Source organism: Desulfofundulus thermobenzoicus, from assembly GCF_009428905.1.
Classification (GTDB): domain Bacteria; phylum Bacillota; class Desulfotomaculia; order Desulfotomaculales; family Desulfovirgulaceae; genus Desulfofundulus_A; species Desulfofundulus_A thermobenzoicus.
In genome coordinates this window covers 94128-112449 of record NZ_WHYR01000003.1, presented here as the reverse complement: position 1 = coordinate 112449, position 18322 = coordinate 94128, and the positions used below count along the sequence as shown (strand labels likewise).

19 protein-coding genes are annotated in these 18322 nt (G+C 54.8%); 18 read left to right on the top strand and 1 reads right to left on the bottom strand.

Annotated features, from left to right (window positions below; all coding sequences use genetic code 11):
- Nucleotides 1–238 precede the first annotated feature (238 nt).
- The 16 genes from GFC01_RS02110 to pilO all read left to right on the top strand — a co-directional run bounded on the left by GFC01_RS02110 (nucleotide 239) and on the right by pilO (nucleotide 15426).
- Nucleotides 239–1144 carry a vitamin K epoxide reductase family protein gene (locus GFC01_RS02110; protein ID WP_152944983.1) on the top strand — a complete coding sequence of 302 codons (906 nt, stop codon included), beginning with the start codon at nucleotides 239–241 and terminating at the stop codon, nucleotides 1142–1144.
- Nucleotides 1141–1899 (top strand): response regulator, encoded by a 759-nt coding sequence (locus GFC01_RS02105; protein ID WP_152944982.1) that lies wholly within the window; start codon nucleotides 1141–1143, stop codon nucleotides 1897–1899. The genes GFC01_RS02110 and GFC01_RS02105 overlap by 4 nt, the downstream gene beginning before the upstream one ends.
- Before the next feature lie 127 nt (nucleotides 1900–2026).
- A complete protein-coding gene (locus GFC01_RS02100) occupies nucleotides 2027–2173 on the top strand; it encodes a hypothetical protein (protein WP_152944981.1) in 147 nt (48 codons plus the stop codon).
- A gap of 34 nt (nucleotides 2174–2207) precedes the next feature.
- Complete coding sequence (iscB, locus tag GFC01_RS02095; protein WP_152944980.1) at nucleotides 2208–3770, top strand: RNA-guided endonuclease IscB; 1563 nt, start codon at nucleotides 2208–2210, stop codon at nucleotides 3768–3770.
- Between the two features lie 181 nt (nucleotides 3771–3951).
- The gene (locus GFC01_RS19190) at nucleotides 3952–5139 is read left to right on the top strand and encodes a nucleotide-binding protein (protein ID WP_194174749.1); all 1188 of its coding nucleotides are present in this window, start codon (nucleotides 3952–3954) and stop codon (nucleotides 5137–5139) included.
- Complete coding sequence (locus GFC01_RS02085) at nucleotides 5139–6380, top strand: hypothetical protein (RefSeq protein WP_152944978.1); 1242 nt, start codon at nucleotides 5139–5141, stop codon at nucleotides 6378–6380. Before GFC01_RS19190 ends, GFC01_RS02085 begins: the two co-directional genes overlap by 1 nt.
- A 12-nt stretch (nucleotides 6381–6392) precedes the next feature.
- Entirely contained in the window at nucleotides 6393–7649 is a 1257-nt protein-coding gene (locus tag GFC01_RS02080) for a nucleotide-binding protein (protein WP_152944977.1), read from the top strand.
- Nucleotides 7650–7793: 144 nt separating this feature from the next.
- Complete coding sequence (locus GFC01_RS02075; RefSeq protein WP_152944976.1) at nucleotides 7794–8330, top strand: prepilin-type N-terminal cleavage/methylation domain-containing protein; 537 nt, start codon at nucleotides 7794–7796, stop codon at nucleotides 8328–8330.
- Nucleotides 8331–8369: 39 nt separating this feature from the next.
- Entirely contained in the window at nucleotides 8370–8936 is a 567-nt protein-coding gene (locus GFC01_RS19915) for a type II secretion system protein (RefSeq protein ID WP_152944975.1), read from the top strand.
- Nucleotides 8937–9028: 92 nt separating this feature from the next.
- Nucleotides 9029–10243, top strand: a complete 1215-nt coding sequence (locus tag GFC01_RS02065) for a type II secretion system F family protein (RefSeq protein WP_194174748.1) — start codon at nucleotides 9029–9031, stop codon at nucleotides 10241–10243.
- A gap of 17 nt (nucleotides 10244–10260) precedes the next feature.
- On the top strand, nucleotides 10261–11907 hold the full coding sequence (locus GFC01_RS02060) for a GspE/PulE family protein (protein ID WP_152944973.1): 1647 nt from the start codon (nucleotides 10261–10263) through the stop codon (nucleotides 11905–11907).
- On the top strand, nucleotides 11885–12283 hold the full coding sequence (locus tag GFC01_RS02055) for a hypothetical protein (RefSeq protein WP_152944972.1): 399 nt from the start codon (nucleotides 11885–11887) through the stop codon (nucleotides 12281–12283). Before GFC01_RS02060 ends, GFC01_RS02055 begins: the two co-directional genes overlap by 23 nt.
- 20 nt (nucleotides 12284–12303) lie before the next feature.
- A complete protein-coding gene (locus GFC01_RS02050) occupies nucleotides 12304–12750 on the top strand; it encodes a prepilin-type N-terminal cleavage/methylation domain-containing protein (RefSeq protein WP_152944971.1) in 447 nt (148 codons plus the stop codon).
- Nucleotides 12751–12768: 18 nt separating this feature from the next.
- Nucleotides 12769–13182: a hypothetical protein gene (locus tag GFC01_RS02045; protein ID WP_152944970.1), complete on the top strand. Its 414-nt coding sequence runs from the start codon at nucleotides 12769–12771 to the stop codon at nucleotides 13180–13182.
- A 20-nt stretch (nucleotides 13183–13202) separates the two neighbouring features.
- The gene (locus GFC01_RS19910; protein ID WP_152944969.1) at nucleotides 13203–14603 is read left to right on the top strand and encodes a PilN domain-containing protein; all 1401 of its coding nucleotides are present in this window, start codon (nucleotides 13203–13205) and stop codon (nucleotides 14601–14603) included.
- On the top strand, nucleotides 14566–15426 hold the full coding sequence (pilO, locus tag GFC01_RS02035; RefSeq protein ID WP_152944968.1) for a type 4a pilus biogenesis protein PilO: 861 nt from the start codon (nucleotides 14566–14568) through the stop codon (nucleotides 15424–15426). The genes GFC01_RS19910 and pilO overlap by 38 nt, the downstream gene beginning before the upstream one ends.
- Nucleotides 15427–15734: 308 nt before the next feature.
- Here the strand turns inward: pilO and GFC01_RS02030 are convergent, their stop codons facing one another.
- Nucleotides 15735–16052 carry a hypothetical protein gene (locus GFC01_RS02030; protein WP_152944967.1) on the bottom strand — a complete coding sequence of 106 codons (318 nt, stop codon included), beginning with the start codon at nucleotides 16050–16052 and terminating at the stop codon, nucleotides 15735–15737.
- On the opposite strand from GFC01_RS02030, the gene GFC01_RS02025 reads away from it, so the two are divergent.
- Nucleotides 16036–16926 (top strand): lytic transglycosylase domain-containing protein, encoded by an 891-nt coding sequence (locus GFC01_RS02025; protein ID WP_341473706.1) that lies wholly within the window; start codon nucleotides 16036–16038, stop codon nucleotides 16924–16926. The two genes, GFC01_RS02030 and GFC01_RS02025, sit on opposite strands and share 17 nt — an antisense overlap.
- Nucleotides 16923–18167 carry a type IV pilus twitching motility protein PilT gene (locus GFC01_RS02020; protein ID WP_341473705.1) on the top strand — a complete coding sequence of 415 codons (1245 nt, stop codon included), beginning with the start codon at nucleotides 16923–16925 and terminating at the stop codon, nucleotides 18165–18167. The genes GFC01_RS02025 and GFC01_RS02020 overlap by 4 nt, the downstream gene beginning before the upstream one ends.
- Nucleotides 18168–18322: the final 155 nt, after the last annotated feature.

Sequence of the window (18322 nt, the reverse complement as noted above, 5' to 3'; positions counted from 1 at the left end):
ATTTGATGACCGTTTTTACATCGATATCCAGCCTTCTGGCCACCTGGGCTTTTTTTAGCCCCATGTCTTTTAATTGATGAATCTCGGCGTACATTTTCCACCTCGTCAATTTTTATTCCACCCCCTGTCAACCAGTAATTATACCTGCTGGCTGAGAGGAGATGGTAAAAATCATCCGTTTTTATTGACCGAAATTCATCCGTTTTATTATACCGCTTACAACAAGTGGATCTTACTTTTGGGAGCAGCGTTCTACCTAGCAGTAGGCGTTTTTCTTTCTGTTTCCGGCTGGAACAGGTTTGCGATGCCCTTGCTTTTGGCCGGCATTGCAGTCCATGCTGTTCTGCTGAGTTACGGCTATCTTGTCACCGGCGGGCTGTGTCCGGTCTGTATGGGATTCGCGGCAGTTACGTGCCTGCTTCTGGCGGGAAGTCTCTGGCTGGAAAGGCGGCGTCGGCTCAGCGTTTCGGCGGCGGCAATCGCGATGACCATCCTGGTATTGGCCGGAATGACCGCATTGAATCCCGCTGTATTGAACGAACCCCGCCAACCGGTTTCGGCCGACCCACCCGCTTACGCGGCGGTACAGGAAACTGTACCAGCATCCGAACTGGTGCATTTTAACGAAAAGCCTGTCCAGGTAGCCGCTAAAACCTATGTTGATCGGAACGAAGAAAGGACCATGCGAGCAAAAGATCTCAAACCGGGAAATAATGAGCACGCGCATGCGCAAATTTCAGGCACCTCAAATGGGCAGACAAGATCGGTAGGGAAGTCAGCAGAAGCGAAGCCAATCACCCTGACCGTCCAGGATGTTCACGGGAATCCAGTTGTCCTGGACATCACCCAACGCCCGGCCCTGTTATTTGCGCCCCGGTGCCCGGAATGTCACAAGGTGCTGGCCTGGCTGTCACGCCGGAAGGAATTGCCCTACCTGGTGGGTACGTGGTATTTGCCCGGTAAACAGGACGAAATAGCAACCGTACTGGCTCAAGAAGGGTTGCCCGGCGCGGAGTATTTCGTCATGCCGGACCCGCCGGTAAATGCCGTGCCTGCGTTGATCTTCAACGATGGCGGGCAGGTAAAAACGGTGAGCGGGGATGTCAAAGTGGAAAATTTGCTCAGGGAGCTGATGCAGCCTTGAAAAAAGTTCTCTTAGCCGTAGAGCAAAACCTGGCAGAAGAAATCCTGGCGAACATCCAAAAGATCGAACCTTTCAACGACGGCAGGGAATGGAAATTCGAGACCTGCCCAAACGCGGAGCAACTGCTCAAAGAACCAGTACCGGACGTGCTCGTGCTTTCCAGGAATCTCCCCGGCATAGAATCATTCAAACTACTGGAAAAGGTGAAAAAGAGGTTTAATAAAGCGCGCATCGTCCTGCTCGTCGGGAATGTCAACGAACGTTCCCGGGCGTACATGAAGAAAGCTGAAAGCCTGGGCCTGCGTAACTTCGTCAAAGGTGAACTGCCCGGCGAACGCCCGTATATATTCACCATTGCGCTCCAAAAAGATTACGAGGAAGTGGCCGGTATGGAACCGACAGATATGGCGAGCAAGCAAGGGGATCCATACCGGTCGGAAGACGCCGGGATGCCCGTTCCAGGTGATGGACAGAAGAAGATCATAATAGCGCTCACCTGCGGTGGCGCGTGGCAATCGGGAAAAATCAGCTTAATCAAATGCAGGAACCTGGCTGAAATAAAGAAGAGAGCTAAAACGGCGGATATGATTCTCGTGTCTTCCCGGGCGAAGGACGCGGAACGGTTCGTGAAGGCCCTGCGTGCGGCGGGGGTGGTTGTTCCCGTGGTGGCGGTCGGACCTTACCGGATGGAGTTAATTAACGCCGGGGCTACGGGGTGTGTGGAAGAAGTGGACGATGCGCTTAAATTTCTCTGACATCCTCTTGTCAACTACCCCCTACTGAAGTAGGGGGCATGCGGTGAAGAGCCGTATGAGCCGGTGTTGCCTTCGGGTGACAATCCGGCGGTGTTGACACGCTCCCGATGAAGCCTGGGAGGCGCGGATGACCTACAAGGATGGTGTTAGTCCCAGCCGGTTCGCGGTTTCCGCGCCCGTGCTTCCGAACGCAGTCTATATACAGCTGGAAGCTGTCCGTTTCCGGGTGGAGGTGCACGGGGCAGGCGGTATTACCGCCGGTAACCTGCCGTGAGGCAGAGTAATCCCTATGATAGGGGTATTTTACCATGATGGTTCTGGTTCAGAACAAGGACGGTACACTATTATCGTCCTGCCATCCGGCCCGGGCCAGGATACTGCTCAAGAAGGGCATGGCGAAGGTAGTTGCCACGTATCCTTTCACGATCAAGTTAACGTACCGGGTGAAAAATCCCGTTTTTCTTCCCACCAGGGTCATACTGGACGATGGGAAGACCTGCGGCCTGGGTGTGGTGCAGGAGAACAGGACTCACAACCTGGTTCTCTGCAAGGCCGAGATGAAGACCCGCGGGGAGGAGATCAGCGACAATTTGAAGGACCGCAGGACCTGCCGTGCGCAGAGGCGCAACCGCCGCAACAAAAAGCGCGGCCGCGAGGATGAAATCAAGATCCGGTACCGCAAGAAGAAGCAGGAGTACCCGGCCAGCATCAGGGCCGACGTGGAAGCCAAAATCAACGCAGTAAAGCGTCTGATGAAGATGTACCCGGTGACCGAAATTGTTCTGGAGCCGGTCAAGCTGGACATTGTCAAAGTAATCAATCCAACCGTCAAAGGCAAGGACTATCAGCGGGGCCTGTCCTATGGTATCGAGGCGGACTCCCGGAACCGGAAGCGTCGCCTGGCAATACTCAAGAGGGACGGATACCGGTGCCTTTACTGCGGTTCTCCTGTGACAGGAGAAAACGCCCACGTTCACCACTTTGTGCAACGCAAGCACGGCGGCAGCAAGCGGTACGACATCCAGGGAACATTATGCGAGAAATGCCACACTTCGGTAATCACCGGCGAGCTGGCTTTGGCTTTCGACCTGGAGAAGTACCCAAGTGTGAGGGCCGCAGGTCGGGCTATGCACGGGCGCTATCTTTTGGAGAGGGAACTCAAGAAGCTGGGCGTTCCCGTGGCCATCAGATACGGTTACGAGACGAAGGAACTCCGGGAAAGGTTCGGCCTTCCTAAATCCCACGGGGATGACGCTGTGGTATTAGGGTGTAACCCGGAGAAGAAGTTAGTTGACCGTTCGACTGTCTATAAGATTAAGCTACACGCCCGGCATGGTGGGAGGAAGCTTTTCGACGCCAATCCTGGCGTAGCGGCTTACCGAGGTCAGGCTGACCGGCAACCGCACGTGGACCGGTCGCACATGGCAGTGGACGACCACGATCACGAGACCAACAGGAGGAACCGCAGTTACCGGCGGCACGTGCGGAACAAGTACTACAAGAAGCTGAAAGCGGAAGGCAAATTCAACTACGAATTACTTCCCGGTAAAACGCGCCTCAACGAAATTTTCACTGTGAACCGGGCCATTCTTCTGACCGAATCCGGTCCTGTTCTGGTAAAGAACCAGCGCATCAGGAAATGGAGGTACCCATACCCCTGGCCGGAGCGGGGCAGGGTAATTGAACGCTACGACCTGGTGAAGACGCAAAAAGGCGACATAGGGATCGTCACCTCACTCATGAGCGACTGCACCGTGAGGGTCGATTTCGTCAGGAAGCGCGAAGGCTACAAGACGAACTTCAGTTTTTATAAACCCGAAATGCTGACGATTATTCAGAAAGGTAGCAGTCAGACGTGGGTAATACAATAATTTCCGCCTTTCATCCCCCGATTGAAATCGGGGGAATTCCCGGCGGAGATCTTAAAAGGCCTGTAAAATGGGCTTTTTGAGCAACGAAAAAAAGGGGTGGTTGTCTTTGAAAATTTACACCGACAGACCGGAAATGCTGCCTCCGGGCCACATACCGGTCGACAGCCCGGCGGAAGCCGATGTGGTGGTGGCCTTCGCACCGGAACTGTTGCGGAACGGCCTAACGGTCCGCGACAAGCCGGTATTGTTGGTGGCCAAGAGAACGCCATTGTCGCTGGCAGGAATGGATATGGAAGTCAAGCTTTCTAACCTGTCAGACTTGTCAGACGTTTTATCAGACAGTTTTCAATCAAGCAGAACGACATCGGGACCAGCTGTTTCAAACAGGCAGGAACCAGCCGTTATCAAAGAATTCGTCCGGGCGACGGGGGAAATTCCGGCAGAAGAACCCGTTATCCCGGAACCGAACCGGATAACCCCCCGGCAATTTCACAACGAGCCGGAGGAAGTTATCCCGGATCGCGTTAAAAAACGGGAAGCCTTTGCCGGCCCGGCCAGAGTTGCGACATTCTGTGCACCCCCGGAAAAAATCGAAAACCTGTACGTTTCGTATTCTCCCGGCACCAACGTAGGCAAGACGTTCGTGGCGTCGAACATGGCCGCCTGGCTGGCGGATCAGGGGATATCAACGGTCCTGGTCGATATGGACTCGGTGAACTCCGGAACGTGGGAAATGCTGCACATGAGGGAAATGTTCGGCCCTCCGAAGCGGACCATAGCCGACTGGGACGGTACGGAGGAAGACATATGGGTTATGGCGGAAGAACATGCCCACCCGGGCGTGAAAAACCTGCATATTTTGATTCGCGGCGACACCCGGGACCCGGAAAAGCTGACGGCGGCACTGTACGCGCTGTCGAAAAGGTACCAGGTAGTGGTAGACACGTCTAACGACATAGAACTACTGCACATCGCGTCGGCGCTTTCCCATGCCGAAAAGGTGTTTTTCATCGGCACGCTGACACTGAAAGTGCAGTCGAGGTTTTCGCAGATGTACAGCAACGCCCGGCGGCTGGCGGCAGGCAGCCGCCTTATTTTGGCTGTCAACCGGGTGGGATTAAATGACAATGAAAAAAATCTGAAACCGGTTGACCTGGCCCGTCAATTCGGGTTCAGGGATTACCACGTCGTGCACGAAGACCGGAAAGCCCGGCTTTTGGCCGAAAAGAAAAAGACACTGCCGCTGTTCGTGAACTCGAAGGTATCCGCCGAATTGAAATCCATGTTCGCTAAAGAATTCGGCTTCGCCGGAGCGCAGGAAAAAAGCAAATCCGGGCTGTTCAGCCTGTTCAAAAGGAGAGGTGCTTAATGTACATTTTCAGCACACTGGGCAATAAAGAGATCGAAAGCCGCATTCTGTCCGCGCTGCCCGACGGCATTGAATTCGTCGACGAACTGACGGAGGATTGCGAGGCGGCGTTCCTGGCCGCCCGTTCCTTATCCGCCGGGGCGGGCGTGAAAAACGTGCGGGAGTGGTTGGACAAAGTCGTTGAAAAGGGTATTCCTTGCTTGCTCATAGCCCGTGACGAGGCGTTGATTGATCTTGCAAAAGAAAGGGGTATTCCCGAAGAAAACATAATCAACGGGGCCAGGATCAGCATCAGAGAGATCGTGCAAAAATTGCGGGACGTGGTTTGCGCGGACGATTACGAAATTATTTTTGACGACGATGATTATTCGATTGACCTTAATGAAGCGTCCGACGAAGGACGGGTACAGGAACGGTTGGAACCGCAACGGCGGGAATACGGGTTTTACGAAAACGAGTCTCACGAAGGAGAAGGACGGGAAAGTAGTTGGCCCGGCGGTTTTGCGTACATCGAACCGGTTTCCGTCGAACAAGTTTTGCCCAGCGACATTAATGAAACTGGAAGAGCCGGGGGGAAGGGTTACGTTCCCGTGCCCGGCGCGAACACTCCGGATACCGCCGGTCTTGTGTCGCCGGTCGCTTTCGTCGGTGTGAAAGGCGGCGTGGGCACATCCACCGTTGCGGCGATGGCTTGCGATACGCTGGACGGCGGCCTGCATCTGGAAATCGCGGGTGCGGGCAGGCTTCCCTCAGCTTATTGCTACTATGGTCGCGACCCGGAATCCACGCGCGAAAACTACGTTTTCTGGGACCTGTCAAAAGGACGTCCGCCGCTCGGAGATCACCGGGTGGTCATTCTGGACATATCATCCTCCGTGCCGGTGGAAGCCGCCGACGTGCTGATTGACGCCGTCGGTTGTCTGGTATTGGTCACCGACCGCTCGGAAATAGCCTTCGAATTGACCGGGAGAATGCTCCGGGCGGGATTTAAACCGGACATCCTGGTAGTCAACGCCGCCATATCCGGTGTGGGCAACGGCATGGAAGTATACCTGGGCGAATACGAAGATTTGCTGCAGGGCGTGCAGGTTCTGGAGCTTTCCGGCGGTCTGGACGAAGAAAAAGCCATCGCCCGGGCGCAAAGAAACGGCGAGTCTCCCTGCGGCGGCGGCAGGAGCGTGTCGCTGGACACTTTCGCCGGGGAATTGACCAGCGCCATAAGAGGCGTACTGGGGATTTAAGGGGATGATCGTATGATAATCCTTTGTGGAAACAGGGAATTCACCGCCGCGGCCCGCGCCGCCTTCGAGGGCGCGGGCGTGCCCGTGGCCGGTATAGCCGCGACGGTGAACGACCTGATCACTTTGTTGGAGAGCACCGGAGCGGCCGGCGTGTTGATGCCGGGTACCGCCGAATGGACGGAGAACGCGGCTCGCCTGGTTTCGGTCAGAAAAAACGCGCACTTTTTCGTCAGCGGACGGGTAAGGAAAAGCGTGTGGGACGACCTCACGGAAGCAGGGGTGGTGATCTTGTCACCGGACCTGCAGAAAGCGGCCCGGGACGTGGGAATGGCCCTGGAGCGGATCTCCCCCACCGGCTTCCGCTACGCGGAGGGCGGGGACAAGCTGACCGTGGTGCATAACCGGGTGGACATACTCACCAAAGCGGTGCCCGTCGTTTTCAGTTTCAAGGGCGGCGTAGGCAAAACCACCACCGTGGCGAACCTGGCCGCCGCCACGGGAATCTGGGCGCGGAAAACGGAAGAGGAAACCGGTCAGGAATTGCGCGTCGCCGTGATCGACAATAATTCCATCGGCAACATCAAGTACAAGTTCGGCTTCCAACCGCTGGACCCGGGCAAAGTCCCACGCAGCCTGGCCGGGTTTGCGCATTTGCACCCGAACTCTTCCCTCGGGGCGGTGCTGGAGGCCATGAATTATCACGAACCGACCAACGTCTATTTCGTGGTGTCTCCGGAAACGGCATACGAAAAGGTCCGGTACAATGCGGATATTTTCAAGTTGTGCCTCGACCTTTTGCAGCGGCATTTCCATTTCGTGTTTATCGATATGGGCATAGATCTGGAAGATGAAACGGCGGTGATAGCCGTCAGCGCGGCCACGGACATTTTAGTAATCACCGACCGCGACCAGTCCACCGTCGGGCTTTTAAAGGACCGGCGCGGCGAAATGGGCCAGGTGTTCGGCGGTTTCGACCGGGTGCAACTGGTGATCAACAACCATAAAAAGGAAAACGCCGACATCGGCACAAGCGCCATTCTCCGCGAACTCAACCTGCCGTTGGCAGCGGAACTGCCGTACTGCCACCTGGCGCAGAAAGCGGTCAGGAAGGGCATGCCGGCGGTGGCGCTCGACCCGCAGGACAAATATTCCGTCGCCATATCTAACCTGGCTCAGACGCTCATCAACGTGACCGGAGGCGGGGGACTCCCGGCATTTCGTCCCGGTGGGCTGTCCGGTTTTCTCGCCCGGTTGTTCAGGAAAAACTAAGTATTTCGTAAAAGGGCGTTCTCTTTGCGGGAACGCTTTTTTTGTGGGCAAAATGCGCTTGCAAAACACGGGCGGAAAGGGGGTGAGCATGGATCCATGCGAGCGGTTTGGCTGTGAATACGATTCAAAAGGAGTGTTGCCGAAATGTTTTGTGAATTGACAAGAAGCTTAAAGAAGAGTTTGCGGAACCAGAAAGGTTTCACCCTGGTGGAGCTGATCGTAGTAGTGATCATCCTGGCCATCCTGGCGGCGATCATGGTACCTAAGCTCCTGCCCTACACCCAGCAGGCCAGGGTGAGCCGGGCGCTGGGCGATATGGCGACGATGAAAACAATCATCGAAGCCTATGCTGCCGAATACGGGCAGGGATACTACCCGGCTGCCGGAGGCAGCCAAAGCGATCCTACCAAGCCTGGGGCGAGTATTGCCAATGTGCTTCAGGCCGCCGGCGTACAGTGGGGCAGCTTATCTGATCCGTGGGGCAACGCATATCAGTATACCGCATATACAAGTGGCAGTAACATCGTAGGCTGGAGCATTACCTCGGCCGGCCCGGATAAAGCTCAAAATACTTCAGACGACATATATGTTTCCGATATATATTCGCCGCAACAGGGTTCAGTACCGAGTCCACTGACCGGTTCCGGGGGAACAGGGGGAACCCCTGTACCTTCTAAGTAGCCCTATTGACAAACAAAAAAGGGAGATGATTTAGAGCGCATGGTAAAACGGTTAAAAAGAGTTTTGCGGAACCAGAAAGGTTTCACCCTGGTAGAGCTGATCGTAGTAGTGATCATCCTGGCCATTCTGGCGGCGATCATGGTGCCCAAGCTCCTGCCCTATACCCAGCAGGCCAGGGTGAGCCAAACGGAAGGCAATCTGGCCACCATGAAATCAATTATCGAAGCGTATTGCGTATCGAACGGCCAGGGGCATTATCCGATCGCTGGTAACCCAACCAATGCCGGTGCTGGTGCTCCGTCCAACCCGACATCCATAACCCAACTCGGCCCCGGGGCGGACATCGCGATGGTGCTCCAGACCGGGGGCGTGCAGTGGAAACCGGGCGGCGGCATAACCGACCCGTGGGGGATGCCTTATGTCTACACAACCTACTGGGACAGTGCCAACAATGTTATCGGCTACAGTATAGTTTCAGCCGGGCCGAATAAAACACCCGGGGATACGGATGATGTTTTCATGTCCAGCAACTATTCCCCGCAACAAGGAAAAGTGCCAACTAATGTTGCTGACGGTACGGCCGGTGCGACGGAAAATTCCAATTAACCGACTGTTAAGGCCCTTCCCAAATGGAGGGCCTTAATTTTTTTAAGATCCCCGCCGGGAATTCCTTCGATTTCAAAGGAAGGTGTTGTCCATTGCTTTATACCGTTACCGGGTATATCGACTCTGAGACGCGGGAAATCACCGTAGAGGCACATAGTAAAATCGAGGCCGTTATTCAGGTTAAGCAAAAATTCGGCGAGGACCGGATTACGGTCCTGCGTGTCAGGCCGGCGACCAATGCCGCGTTATCTGGATTCCTGCCGTTCCGATCGAAAGTCGGCAGCCGCGAATTGGAATTCTTCTGCCGCCAGATGCACGCGCTTCTGGCCGCCGGGGTAACCATATTGGAAGCCCTCAACGCCATTGCGGAACAAACGGATAAGAAAAATTTTAAAAGCGCCCTTTTGGACATAGTGAACGATGTTCGCGACGGCTTATCGCTGTCCAGCGCGTTTCAGAAACACCCCGGCATTTTTCCGCCGGTGTTCTGTAACATGGTGGCGGCGGCCGAAGAGACGGGCGCTCTGGACGACGCGATGAACGACCTGGCCGAACACTTCGCTGGGGAAGCGCGATTCTGGGGACGCATACGCCAGGCGGCGGCATACCCGGCGATAGTGGCGGGCCTGTCGGTGCTGGAAGTGCTGGTGCTCTTCACCTTTGTTGTGCCCAAATTTGCCGACCTTTTGACCAGCGTCAACGTTCCCCTGCCCGCAAGTACCCGTTTTCTGCTTTTTCTGTCGGCACGGTTTAACCTCATTCTGCCGGCGGCAATCGCTTGTTCCTTTATTGCTGTATTTATCTTCAGGAAAATGTGGCTGGACGAAAAGATCAGGTACTATATGGAACAAGTTTTCGCGCGCATACCGGTAATTGGCCGGCTGATGACCCGCGCCGCCGCCGCCCGCGTCTGCCGCACTTTGGGCCTGATGATCCGTGTTGGCGTGCCGGTTACCCAGGCGCTTGCCGTTACCGCCAGAGTATCGGGGTTCACGTCTTTTAAAAGGGAAATCCTGGCGGCCCAGGATGGCGTCAGGGAAGGCCAGCGTCTTTGCGATGCGTTGAAAAAGTCCAGGTGGCTGCCGCCAATAAGCCTAAAGATGATTGCTGTAGGCGAAAGTTCCGGGAGGCTGGACGAAATGCTCAGCCACGCCGCCGACCTATTTGAAGTGGAAGTGGAAATGATGATGCAGAAGATACCCACTATAGCCGAAGCATCTTTGATCATTATTGTCGGCGGCATAGTCCTGTTCATTTTGATTGCCGTATACACGCCAATATTTTCTATTTATAAAACGATTCACTGAAAGGAGCGGTTTTTGATATGGCCGTTTACAAACAGATGGCCCGGCTGGGCGAATTGCTGGTCAAAAAGGGACTGGTTAAAAGAGAAGACATCGCGAAAGCGCTGGAAGAGCAGAAGAAAACCGGCGAAAAATTGGGCGCCGTCCTGGTGAAGAACGGCGTCATTTCGGCCGACGACCTGGCGGCGGCGCTGGCTGCGCAGTTCAATATCGGCAAATGCCGTCCCGGTTTTTGGAACGACCCGCCGGCCGTAGACGTGCCGGTGGAAATAATCAAAAAGCACCGGGTTTTTCCTGTTCGGGTGGAGGGCAACAGGGTATACTTGGCCATGTCCGACCCGTTTAATATCGCCGTTACCGATGAGGTGCGTTTTGTTTTAAACAAGGAAGCCGTGCCCGAAATAGCGCCGGCGGAAGACATCGAGCGGGCGATCCATAAGTGGTACGGCGATGAAATCTTCAATGACGGTACCGCTGATGATGAAGTTGCGGAAGAAATCGACGACGCCGAAGGGCCGGCCGCCCGGGCGGTGCAGGAATTAATCGATCGGGCGCTTCTGGACGATGCCACCGACATACACATTGAACCGCGCAAGAACAATTGTTCCGTCAGGTACAGGATCGACGGCATTCTGCACGACGTGACGGTGATTCCTAAAAGCATGTACCCGCAGGTGGTGACCAGGATAAAGGTGATGGCCGGGTTGGATATAGCGGAAAGGAGGCTCCCGCAGGACGGTCAGATAAGGCTAAAAACGCCTCGCGAGGTGGAATTGAGAGTGGCGACCCTGGCGACCATTTACGGCGAAAAGATCACGCTACGCATACTCGACAAAACGAAAGTCGTGCCGAAGCTGGAAAACCTGGGCTACGGCGGGCGGAACCTGGCGCTTTTTAAAAAAATGCTACACGCCCCCGGCAGGGGCGGCATGATCATTATGACCGGTCCCACCGGCAGCGGCAAAACCACCACACTTTACGCCGCCATTATGGAAATTTACAGCCGGGACATAAACATAGTCACTGTGGAGGACCCGCCGGAATACGAAATAGACGGCATTTCCCAGACGCCCATCAACCGCAAGGCGGGACTGGACTTTGCGCCAGTTCTGCGGGCTATTTTGCGGCACGACCCGGACGTGATCATGCTTGGAGAAATCCGGGACGAGGAAACGGCACAACTAGCCATCAGGGCGGCGATGACCGGCCACCTGGTGCTTTCCACGCTGCATACCAACGACGCGGCTTCCGCTCCGGCGCGATTGATTGAAATGGGAGTAAAGCCTTACCTTGTGGCTTCGACGCTGCGCTGCGTGATCGCGCAGCGACTGATAAGGGTGAATTGTCCGAAATGTTCCGTCCCGTATGCTTTGCCGGCGGACCACCCGGCACTGGACATTCTGGCGGGCGCGAAAACGATTGTGCGCGGCAAAGGCTGCCTGCGGTGCAACAAAGGATACAAGGGCCGGACGGCGGTGATGGAATTGATGCCCGTAACGCAACAGGTTCGGAAGTTGATATGCGATAACGCCCCGGTAGACATGATTCGCAAGGTAGCTGTAAGAGAAGGCATGGTCCCGCTTCTGGAAGACGTGAAAGCGAAGGTTCTCGCGGGAGTGACCACCCCGGAGGAGATGATGCGCATTGTGGCGCTTGCGGAAGATTGACGATCGCGGGTATACGCTGATCACAGTGATCGCTGCCATGTTTATTTTCGGCGCCGCTTCTTTTTTATTGAGCGCCGTGATGGCCCGCTCGATCCAGGCCGCTCGTGCCGCCGACGCCGGGGCTGTAGCCGGTTATCTGGCCTTTCAGGAAGAACAATTGATTATGGGCCTGCCGTTTAATAACGTGGTTTCGCAACCGCCCGCGCCGGTGGATGCGGTCAAGTATCCCGGTTTTACCCGTGCCGTGGACGTATCCACCCAATCCGGTGGTTACGTGAAGAAAATAACTGTTACAGTGACTTACCCGGTTCCTGGTTCGCTAAGCCGGAATAAGAAATTAACTTTTTACCGGGCAGTTGACCAGCCGGCCAATTAAAAAGGCGGGTGTGCGTAATCGTGAATCAAAAAGGCATGACCTTGATAGAAGTCATAATTGCGATGTTTATAGGCACGATCATCGTAATCGGCGGGTTCGAGATTTTCCGGTACGCCGGGATGGCGTACAGAGAAAGCGCCTCCAGTTATCAAAATTACAGCGCGTTGCAAAACGCCGCATCTTGGATTATCCGGGACGCGAGGGAACAAAACGCGCAGAACATTGCCGTCAACAACGGCGGGCAATCAGTGACTGTCGGCAATGACGTATTTTCTTTTGCCGGAAACAACCTGGTCAAAACCACCGGCGGCGCGTCAACCGTGATAGCGCAAAACGTGACCGGAAACTTCAACGTCCAGCCGGGCGTCAACAATTCGATCATCCTGACCGTAAACATAGGCACGGTTGACGGGCGGAAAAACCTGCAGGCAAACGTGACGGTTTACCCGCTGGTGGCAGGGCCTTAAAAGGGGGTTGGTTTTGGGTTGCAAAACGAAAAGGGCCAGGCGTTGCTCATCGTGACTGTGATATTGATGTGCGTAACAACGATAAGCATGGCAGCGGCAGGTCTCGCCGCCCAGTCGGCTGCAAACGAGTTGCGCGCCTGGCGGTTCATCCAGGCCCGGTGCGCAGCTGACAGCGGCATGGAACTGGCGAAGGAAAAACTGGTTACATATCCCATGTGGAGGAACGGGGCAGACATTGAAGGTCCGCTGGACCCGAGCGAACCGGGCGTGGTGATCAAGACCGTCACTGTCACGCAGCTTGGTTCCACACCTAATCCGGACGGTTCAACCACGGAAACTGTAAAAGTGGATGTTATAGGGGCCTGTGGAAATGTAACCAGGGAAGTACAGGCAACGTTCAGCATTGTATATTACCCGCAGCATTGGCAATAGCAGGGAAAGGGGGGTGCTGGGTGAAAGTAAAAAGTTGCGCCGGAATAGATTATGAGCTGAACGATTTTGTAATCATTGAATTGCGCGGCGGCGAGCCGGAAATCGTCTTCCAGGAAAGACTGGCTTTCATGGATACGGTTAAAAGGGTAGCCGACCGGTTCAAAATGCCGAGGAATCTTCTTCCCGTAACCGCTTTACCGGGCCGGGAAACAATGCTCAAATCGCTTCGGTTGCCGGAAAAACTCCGGGAAAAAGATATTCCGGAAAGCGTTCAGTGGCAATTCAAAGATATTGAGGAAGACATGTCCGTACGACATTGCGTAACCGGGAGAAACGTTTTCGGGAGCTGGCTGGTGATTGCGGCGGCGGTCCCGCAAAAACAAGTCAGCATCTTGGCGAACAAAGTATTTCGGTTTGGGTTGAATGAAAAGCCGGTAATAGATTTGCGGGTGCTGGCGCTGTGGCGGGGAGCGAAACATTTTCGCCCGGGAAATACGGATACGGCAATAATTGTGTTGGAAGAAACGCCTTTTGGGGCGCGAATCGTCGCCGGGAGAGACTGCCTTGAATTTGCCCGGGAAATAGCCGGAGACAATATAGAATTCGAAATCAGGCGCACCATTACCCATTACAAGCAGGAGTTCACCGATAAGGCGGATATCCTGGTCGTAGGTGATGACTTGCCCGAAAACGCGGCCGCCGTCGGGATGGCCCTGTACCCGTTTACAAAGCCGGGCGTGGACTTTTCTCCCGGCGGCAAAAGGAAGATCACTTTGAGCAAGACGCCGGTTTTGCCGGCGAAAAAGAATATGTTGATAACCGCCGGCGCGGCGCTGGTTTGGCTTGGTCTCGTTACCGGACCGTGGGCGGCCGGCAACTGGTGGTCCGTGCGGGCAACAACCATGGAAAAGGAGATGATCGGCCTTCGTCCGGCGCTGGCGCAATCCGACGCTATTACGAATCAGACGCAAACTATACAGCAATGGAACGCCGTACTGGAATCTTTCACGCCGCTCCCCACGACCTTTGAATTGGACGATTTGCGTTACGCCATACCCAAAGAGTGCTGGCTCACCGCTTTAGAAACGATGGGACAACAGGTTCAAGCGCAGGCCGCGCCGGTTCAGCAAGGGCAGTCCGCGCAGCAATCGCCGCCCGGGCAAAATAATACGCAGCAAAATGCCGCTACATTGCCGCCCGCCCCGGCAGGTTTCAAAATCGAGGGATACTCCACCAGCGTGAGCGCAATCGCGGCCTTTCGGGATAATTTGAGCAAGTTGCCCTGGGCAACAAATCCGAAAATTGTGACTGTAGTTACTGATAATAATTTGGACGCATACAAGTTTACCTTAAGCGTTGGCGTGAAAGGGGGAACCGTTTTAAGTGCAGTTAACCAGGATACAGGTAATCCAGTTAACTAATGCATTGAAAAATCTCCTGGAAGACCGGACAAAGCTGTATAAAGCAATCGGTGCAGCGATTCTATTAATTTTGACCGTTTATTTCGCTGTGCCCGGCATCCGCGCGGCGGAAGACGCATATCGAAAATACTTGACCGCCAAAACAAGTTACGCCGCTCAAAGAGCCAAAGCAGATGACATTCCGATGCAAAAAGCGGCATTGAAGGATGCTCAGGACAGGTTTAGGCGTTTATCCAGCAAGTTTGCTCTTAATATGGATACCGGCCAAACATTAAACACAATAGCGGATTGCTGTAAGAGAAACGGCGTGGAGCTAAATTCCGTTCAGCCTGGCAACCCGGTGGAAAAGGTTTACCAGGGGCATCTGATGGCCGTGCCGGTCAAGCTGGAAGTTACGGGAGCCTTTCCGAATGTGATTAAAGCGATGAACGACATCGAAAATGCCAGCAATCCTGCAGAGTTGCGGGAAGTTAAGATTTCAGCGGCCAAAGAAGGAGTTTCCGGCGATGTCACTGCCGATTTGACTGTCGTATTTTACTCGTTGAGCAAACCAGAAATAACGCAATATGTGACTGCGCCTTCAGGCAATTACAACCCGTTTTTCGCTCTGAAGCAGCCACCGCAAAATATTCAACCGGCACAAGGTTCCGTCCAGCAAAGCCAGCCGGGCGCGGGACAGCAGTTGCCCCTTGTGAATCAGGTGTTGCCGGACAGCAATACGCAGGCGCAACCCGTTCCGCGGCAAACGGCAACACAACCGCCCGGTTCGGGGCAAACAGTCGCGCAAACGTCTGCTTCGGGACAACAAACAACAAAAGAGTAATGATGATAACAACCAGCTTTGGGCTGGTTTTTTTGTGCGACAAGATCTTGCAGGAGCTCCGGTAAATCTATCAACTTCTAATATCTTCTATTAGAATTGACAGTGTTTATCGCCCGAGAAACCTGGTTTATTTGCCAGCATGTTAAATTTTAGTAGAAGTTGATAGAAAAATGAAAGGAGGGGTGCCCCTTGAAAATCTATACCGATAAGCCGGAAATGCTGCCTGCAGGCCATTTTCCGGTGAACGAACCATACAGAGCGGACGTAATACTGGCTTTTTCGCCCGGTTTTTTAAGGGAAGTGGATCTTTACGGCAAGCCCGTTCTCCTGGCGGCGAAAAGAGCGCCGCTGTCATTGGTGAACTCGGGACTTGACGTGAAAATTGTGAACCCGGCCGATCTATCCGATGTTTTGACCTGTTGGGCCATCAGGAAATCCGTGAGAAAGGAGAAGGGGAAAAAGGTTAAAACAAACAGGTTCAGGTCTAATGTTCTTCGGAAGAAGCGAGCATGCGCCCTATTGGCCGCATCTTTTACGGCCGGATTGGTGCCTGGGGTATCAGTTGCCGCTAACAAACCGGTTTCGCTCCAACCGGAGCCAAAGCCGGCGGTGGTCAAAAACGGCAACGCGCACGCTTCTGCATTCGTCCCGGACAAGAACGAGAAACCGGTCTGGCCCACGGCTCAGGAAAAAGTAATCGGTCAATACGGATTTGACAGCGAGTGTAATTACCACGCCGCCGCAACGCTGGCAGCAAGTGCCGGTGAACCGGTCAAAGCGGTTTTCGGAGGCGTAGTCGTGGCGGTTTACGGCGATTCCGTCACCGTGGACAGCAACGGCGTGGAATTGACCTACGGCAATTTAACACCGACGGTCGCTTTGAACACTACGGTTCACGGCGGCGGTACCCTGGCCTTAGCAAGAAGCGACATTACGCTGGCCGCTAAGAAAGGCGGCATGCTCTTTGACCCGGTGGCTTCTTTCTGGCCGGATCTCTCGCGGTTCGCCGCGCAGAAAAAAGAGCAGGAAGAAGTGGCAGTGCAGATGAAGGCCGTCAAAGAAAATGCGGCGCAAAAACGGGCGAAACACATGAAAATCGGAATGCGCCCGCCTGACGGTATGGAGCAAATCTTTAAGAACGCCGCCCGGGTATACGGCGTGGACGTTGACCTGCTTAAAGCCGTTGCCATTGAGGAATCCGGCTTTGACCCAACGTGTACATCCTCGAAGGGGGCGATGGGCGTCATGCAGTTACTGCCCGGCACGGCGGCTGACCAGGGCGTTACCGCTCCCTATGACGTTGCACAAAACATATACGGCGGGGCGCGGTACTTGAAGGAACAGTTGCTGAGGTTCAACGGCGACCTGGCGTGTGCCCTGGCGGCTTATAACGCCGGGCCGGAAGCCGTCGTCAAATATAAAGGCGTGCCGCCGTATGCGGAAAATTACGTCCGGGTGGTCATCGCCCAATACAATGCGCTAAAGGGGGAATCACGGTGAGGAATTACGATTTGACGGACATCAAAAACGTAAATCCAGACCCGCAGGATGCGCCTAGAAGGCGTGTTACCGCGGCGGTGCACGATTACCGGGGGAAAAGTGATCTGGACATGCTCCTGACTTTTGCCGTGAACATCGGGGCTTCCGACGTTCACCTTACCGCCGGCGTCCCTCCGGTGGTGCGACTGAACGGCAGGTTGTGGAAATTGACCGTGCTGGCGCAAAGCGGGCCGCCGGACGTTCGCGCTGAGGCGGATCGGCTTTTTCAAGCGAACCCATCCCTTAAAGAGCCGCTGTTCCCGGAAAGGATAGCCAGTCTGTGTCAGCCTTTATTGAAAGGGAAACATCATGAAAGTGATAAGAAAAGCATTGACATGGCTTACGCCATATCGGGTGTATCGCGTTTCCGCGTCAACCTGTTCAAACAGCGCGGCGCGTGGGCGGCGGCGTGCCGCGTACTGTCTGTCACCGTCAAGGACATACGTGATCTCTTCCCGTACTCCCGGAAGGTTATAGACCGGCTGGCCGCTTTCGCGGCCATGCCCAGGGGACTCGTACTGGTCACCGGCCCGACCGGTTCCGGGAAATCAACCACCTTGGCTGCGATGATCAACTACGTCAACCAGACAACCGAACGTCACATTATCACCCTGGAGGACCCGATTGAATACATGCACCCGCACGGAAAGTCTATCGTCAATCAGCGAGAACTTGGCAGCGACGTGGACAGCTTTGCCGAAGGGTTGAGAGCAGCGCTCCGTGAGGACCCGGACATCATCATGGTCGGCGAGATGCGCGACCTGGAAACCATATCCACGGCGATGACGGCGGCGGAGACCGGGCACCTGGTGCTGTCCACCCTGCACACGAACACGGCGGCGGAAACCGTGGCGCGGATCATCGACGTGTTTCCTCCGCACCAGCAGCAGCAGATTCGGGTGCAGTTGGCATCTGTGTTGAAAGGCGTGATTTCGCAGCAGTTGCTGCCGCGTGCCGACGGCAAAGGTCGGGTGTGCGCGGTGGAAATCATGGCGGTCAACAGCGCCATACGGTCACTGATCCAGGAAAACAAGATTGTCCAGATACCGGCCAAGATACAGACCGGTGCTGCCGATGGTATGGTTCTGATGGACCAGTTTCTGGCCAGTCTTGTTTCAATGGAATTGATTACTGAAAAGGAGGCGATGGCGAAAGCGGTTGACGTGAATCTTTTACGGCAATACTTCGGCGGCCAAGCCTGAGCCGGGCGATGACCAACTGAGGGGCAGACCTACGCCACGGTGAAGGTGTGCTACAACCAGCCGAGCATAGTACCGGGTGTGGGGGCGCTTCTCGGAAGGCACATGTTGGGGAATACGATTCCGGTGTCAAGCGTCAGCATATTCAAAATTGAACA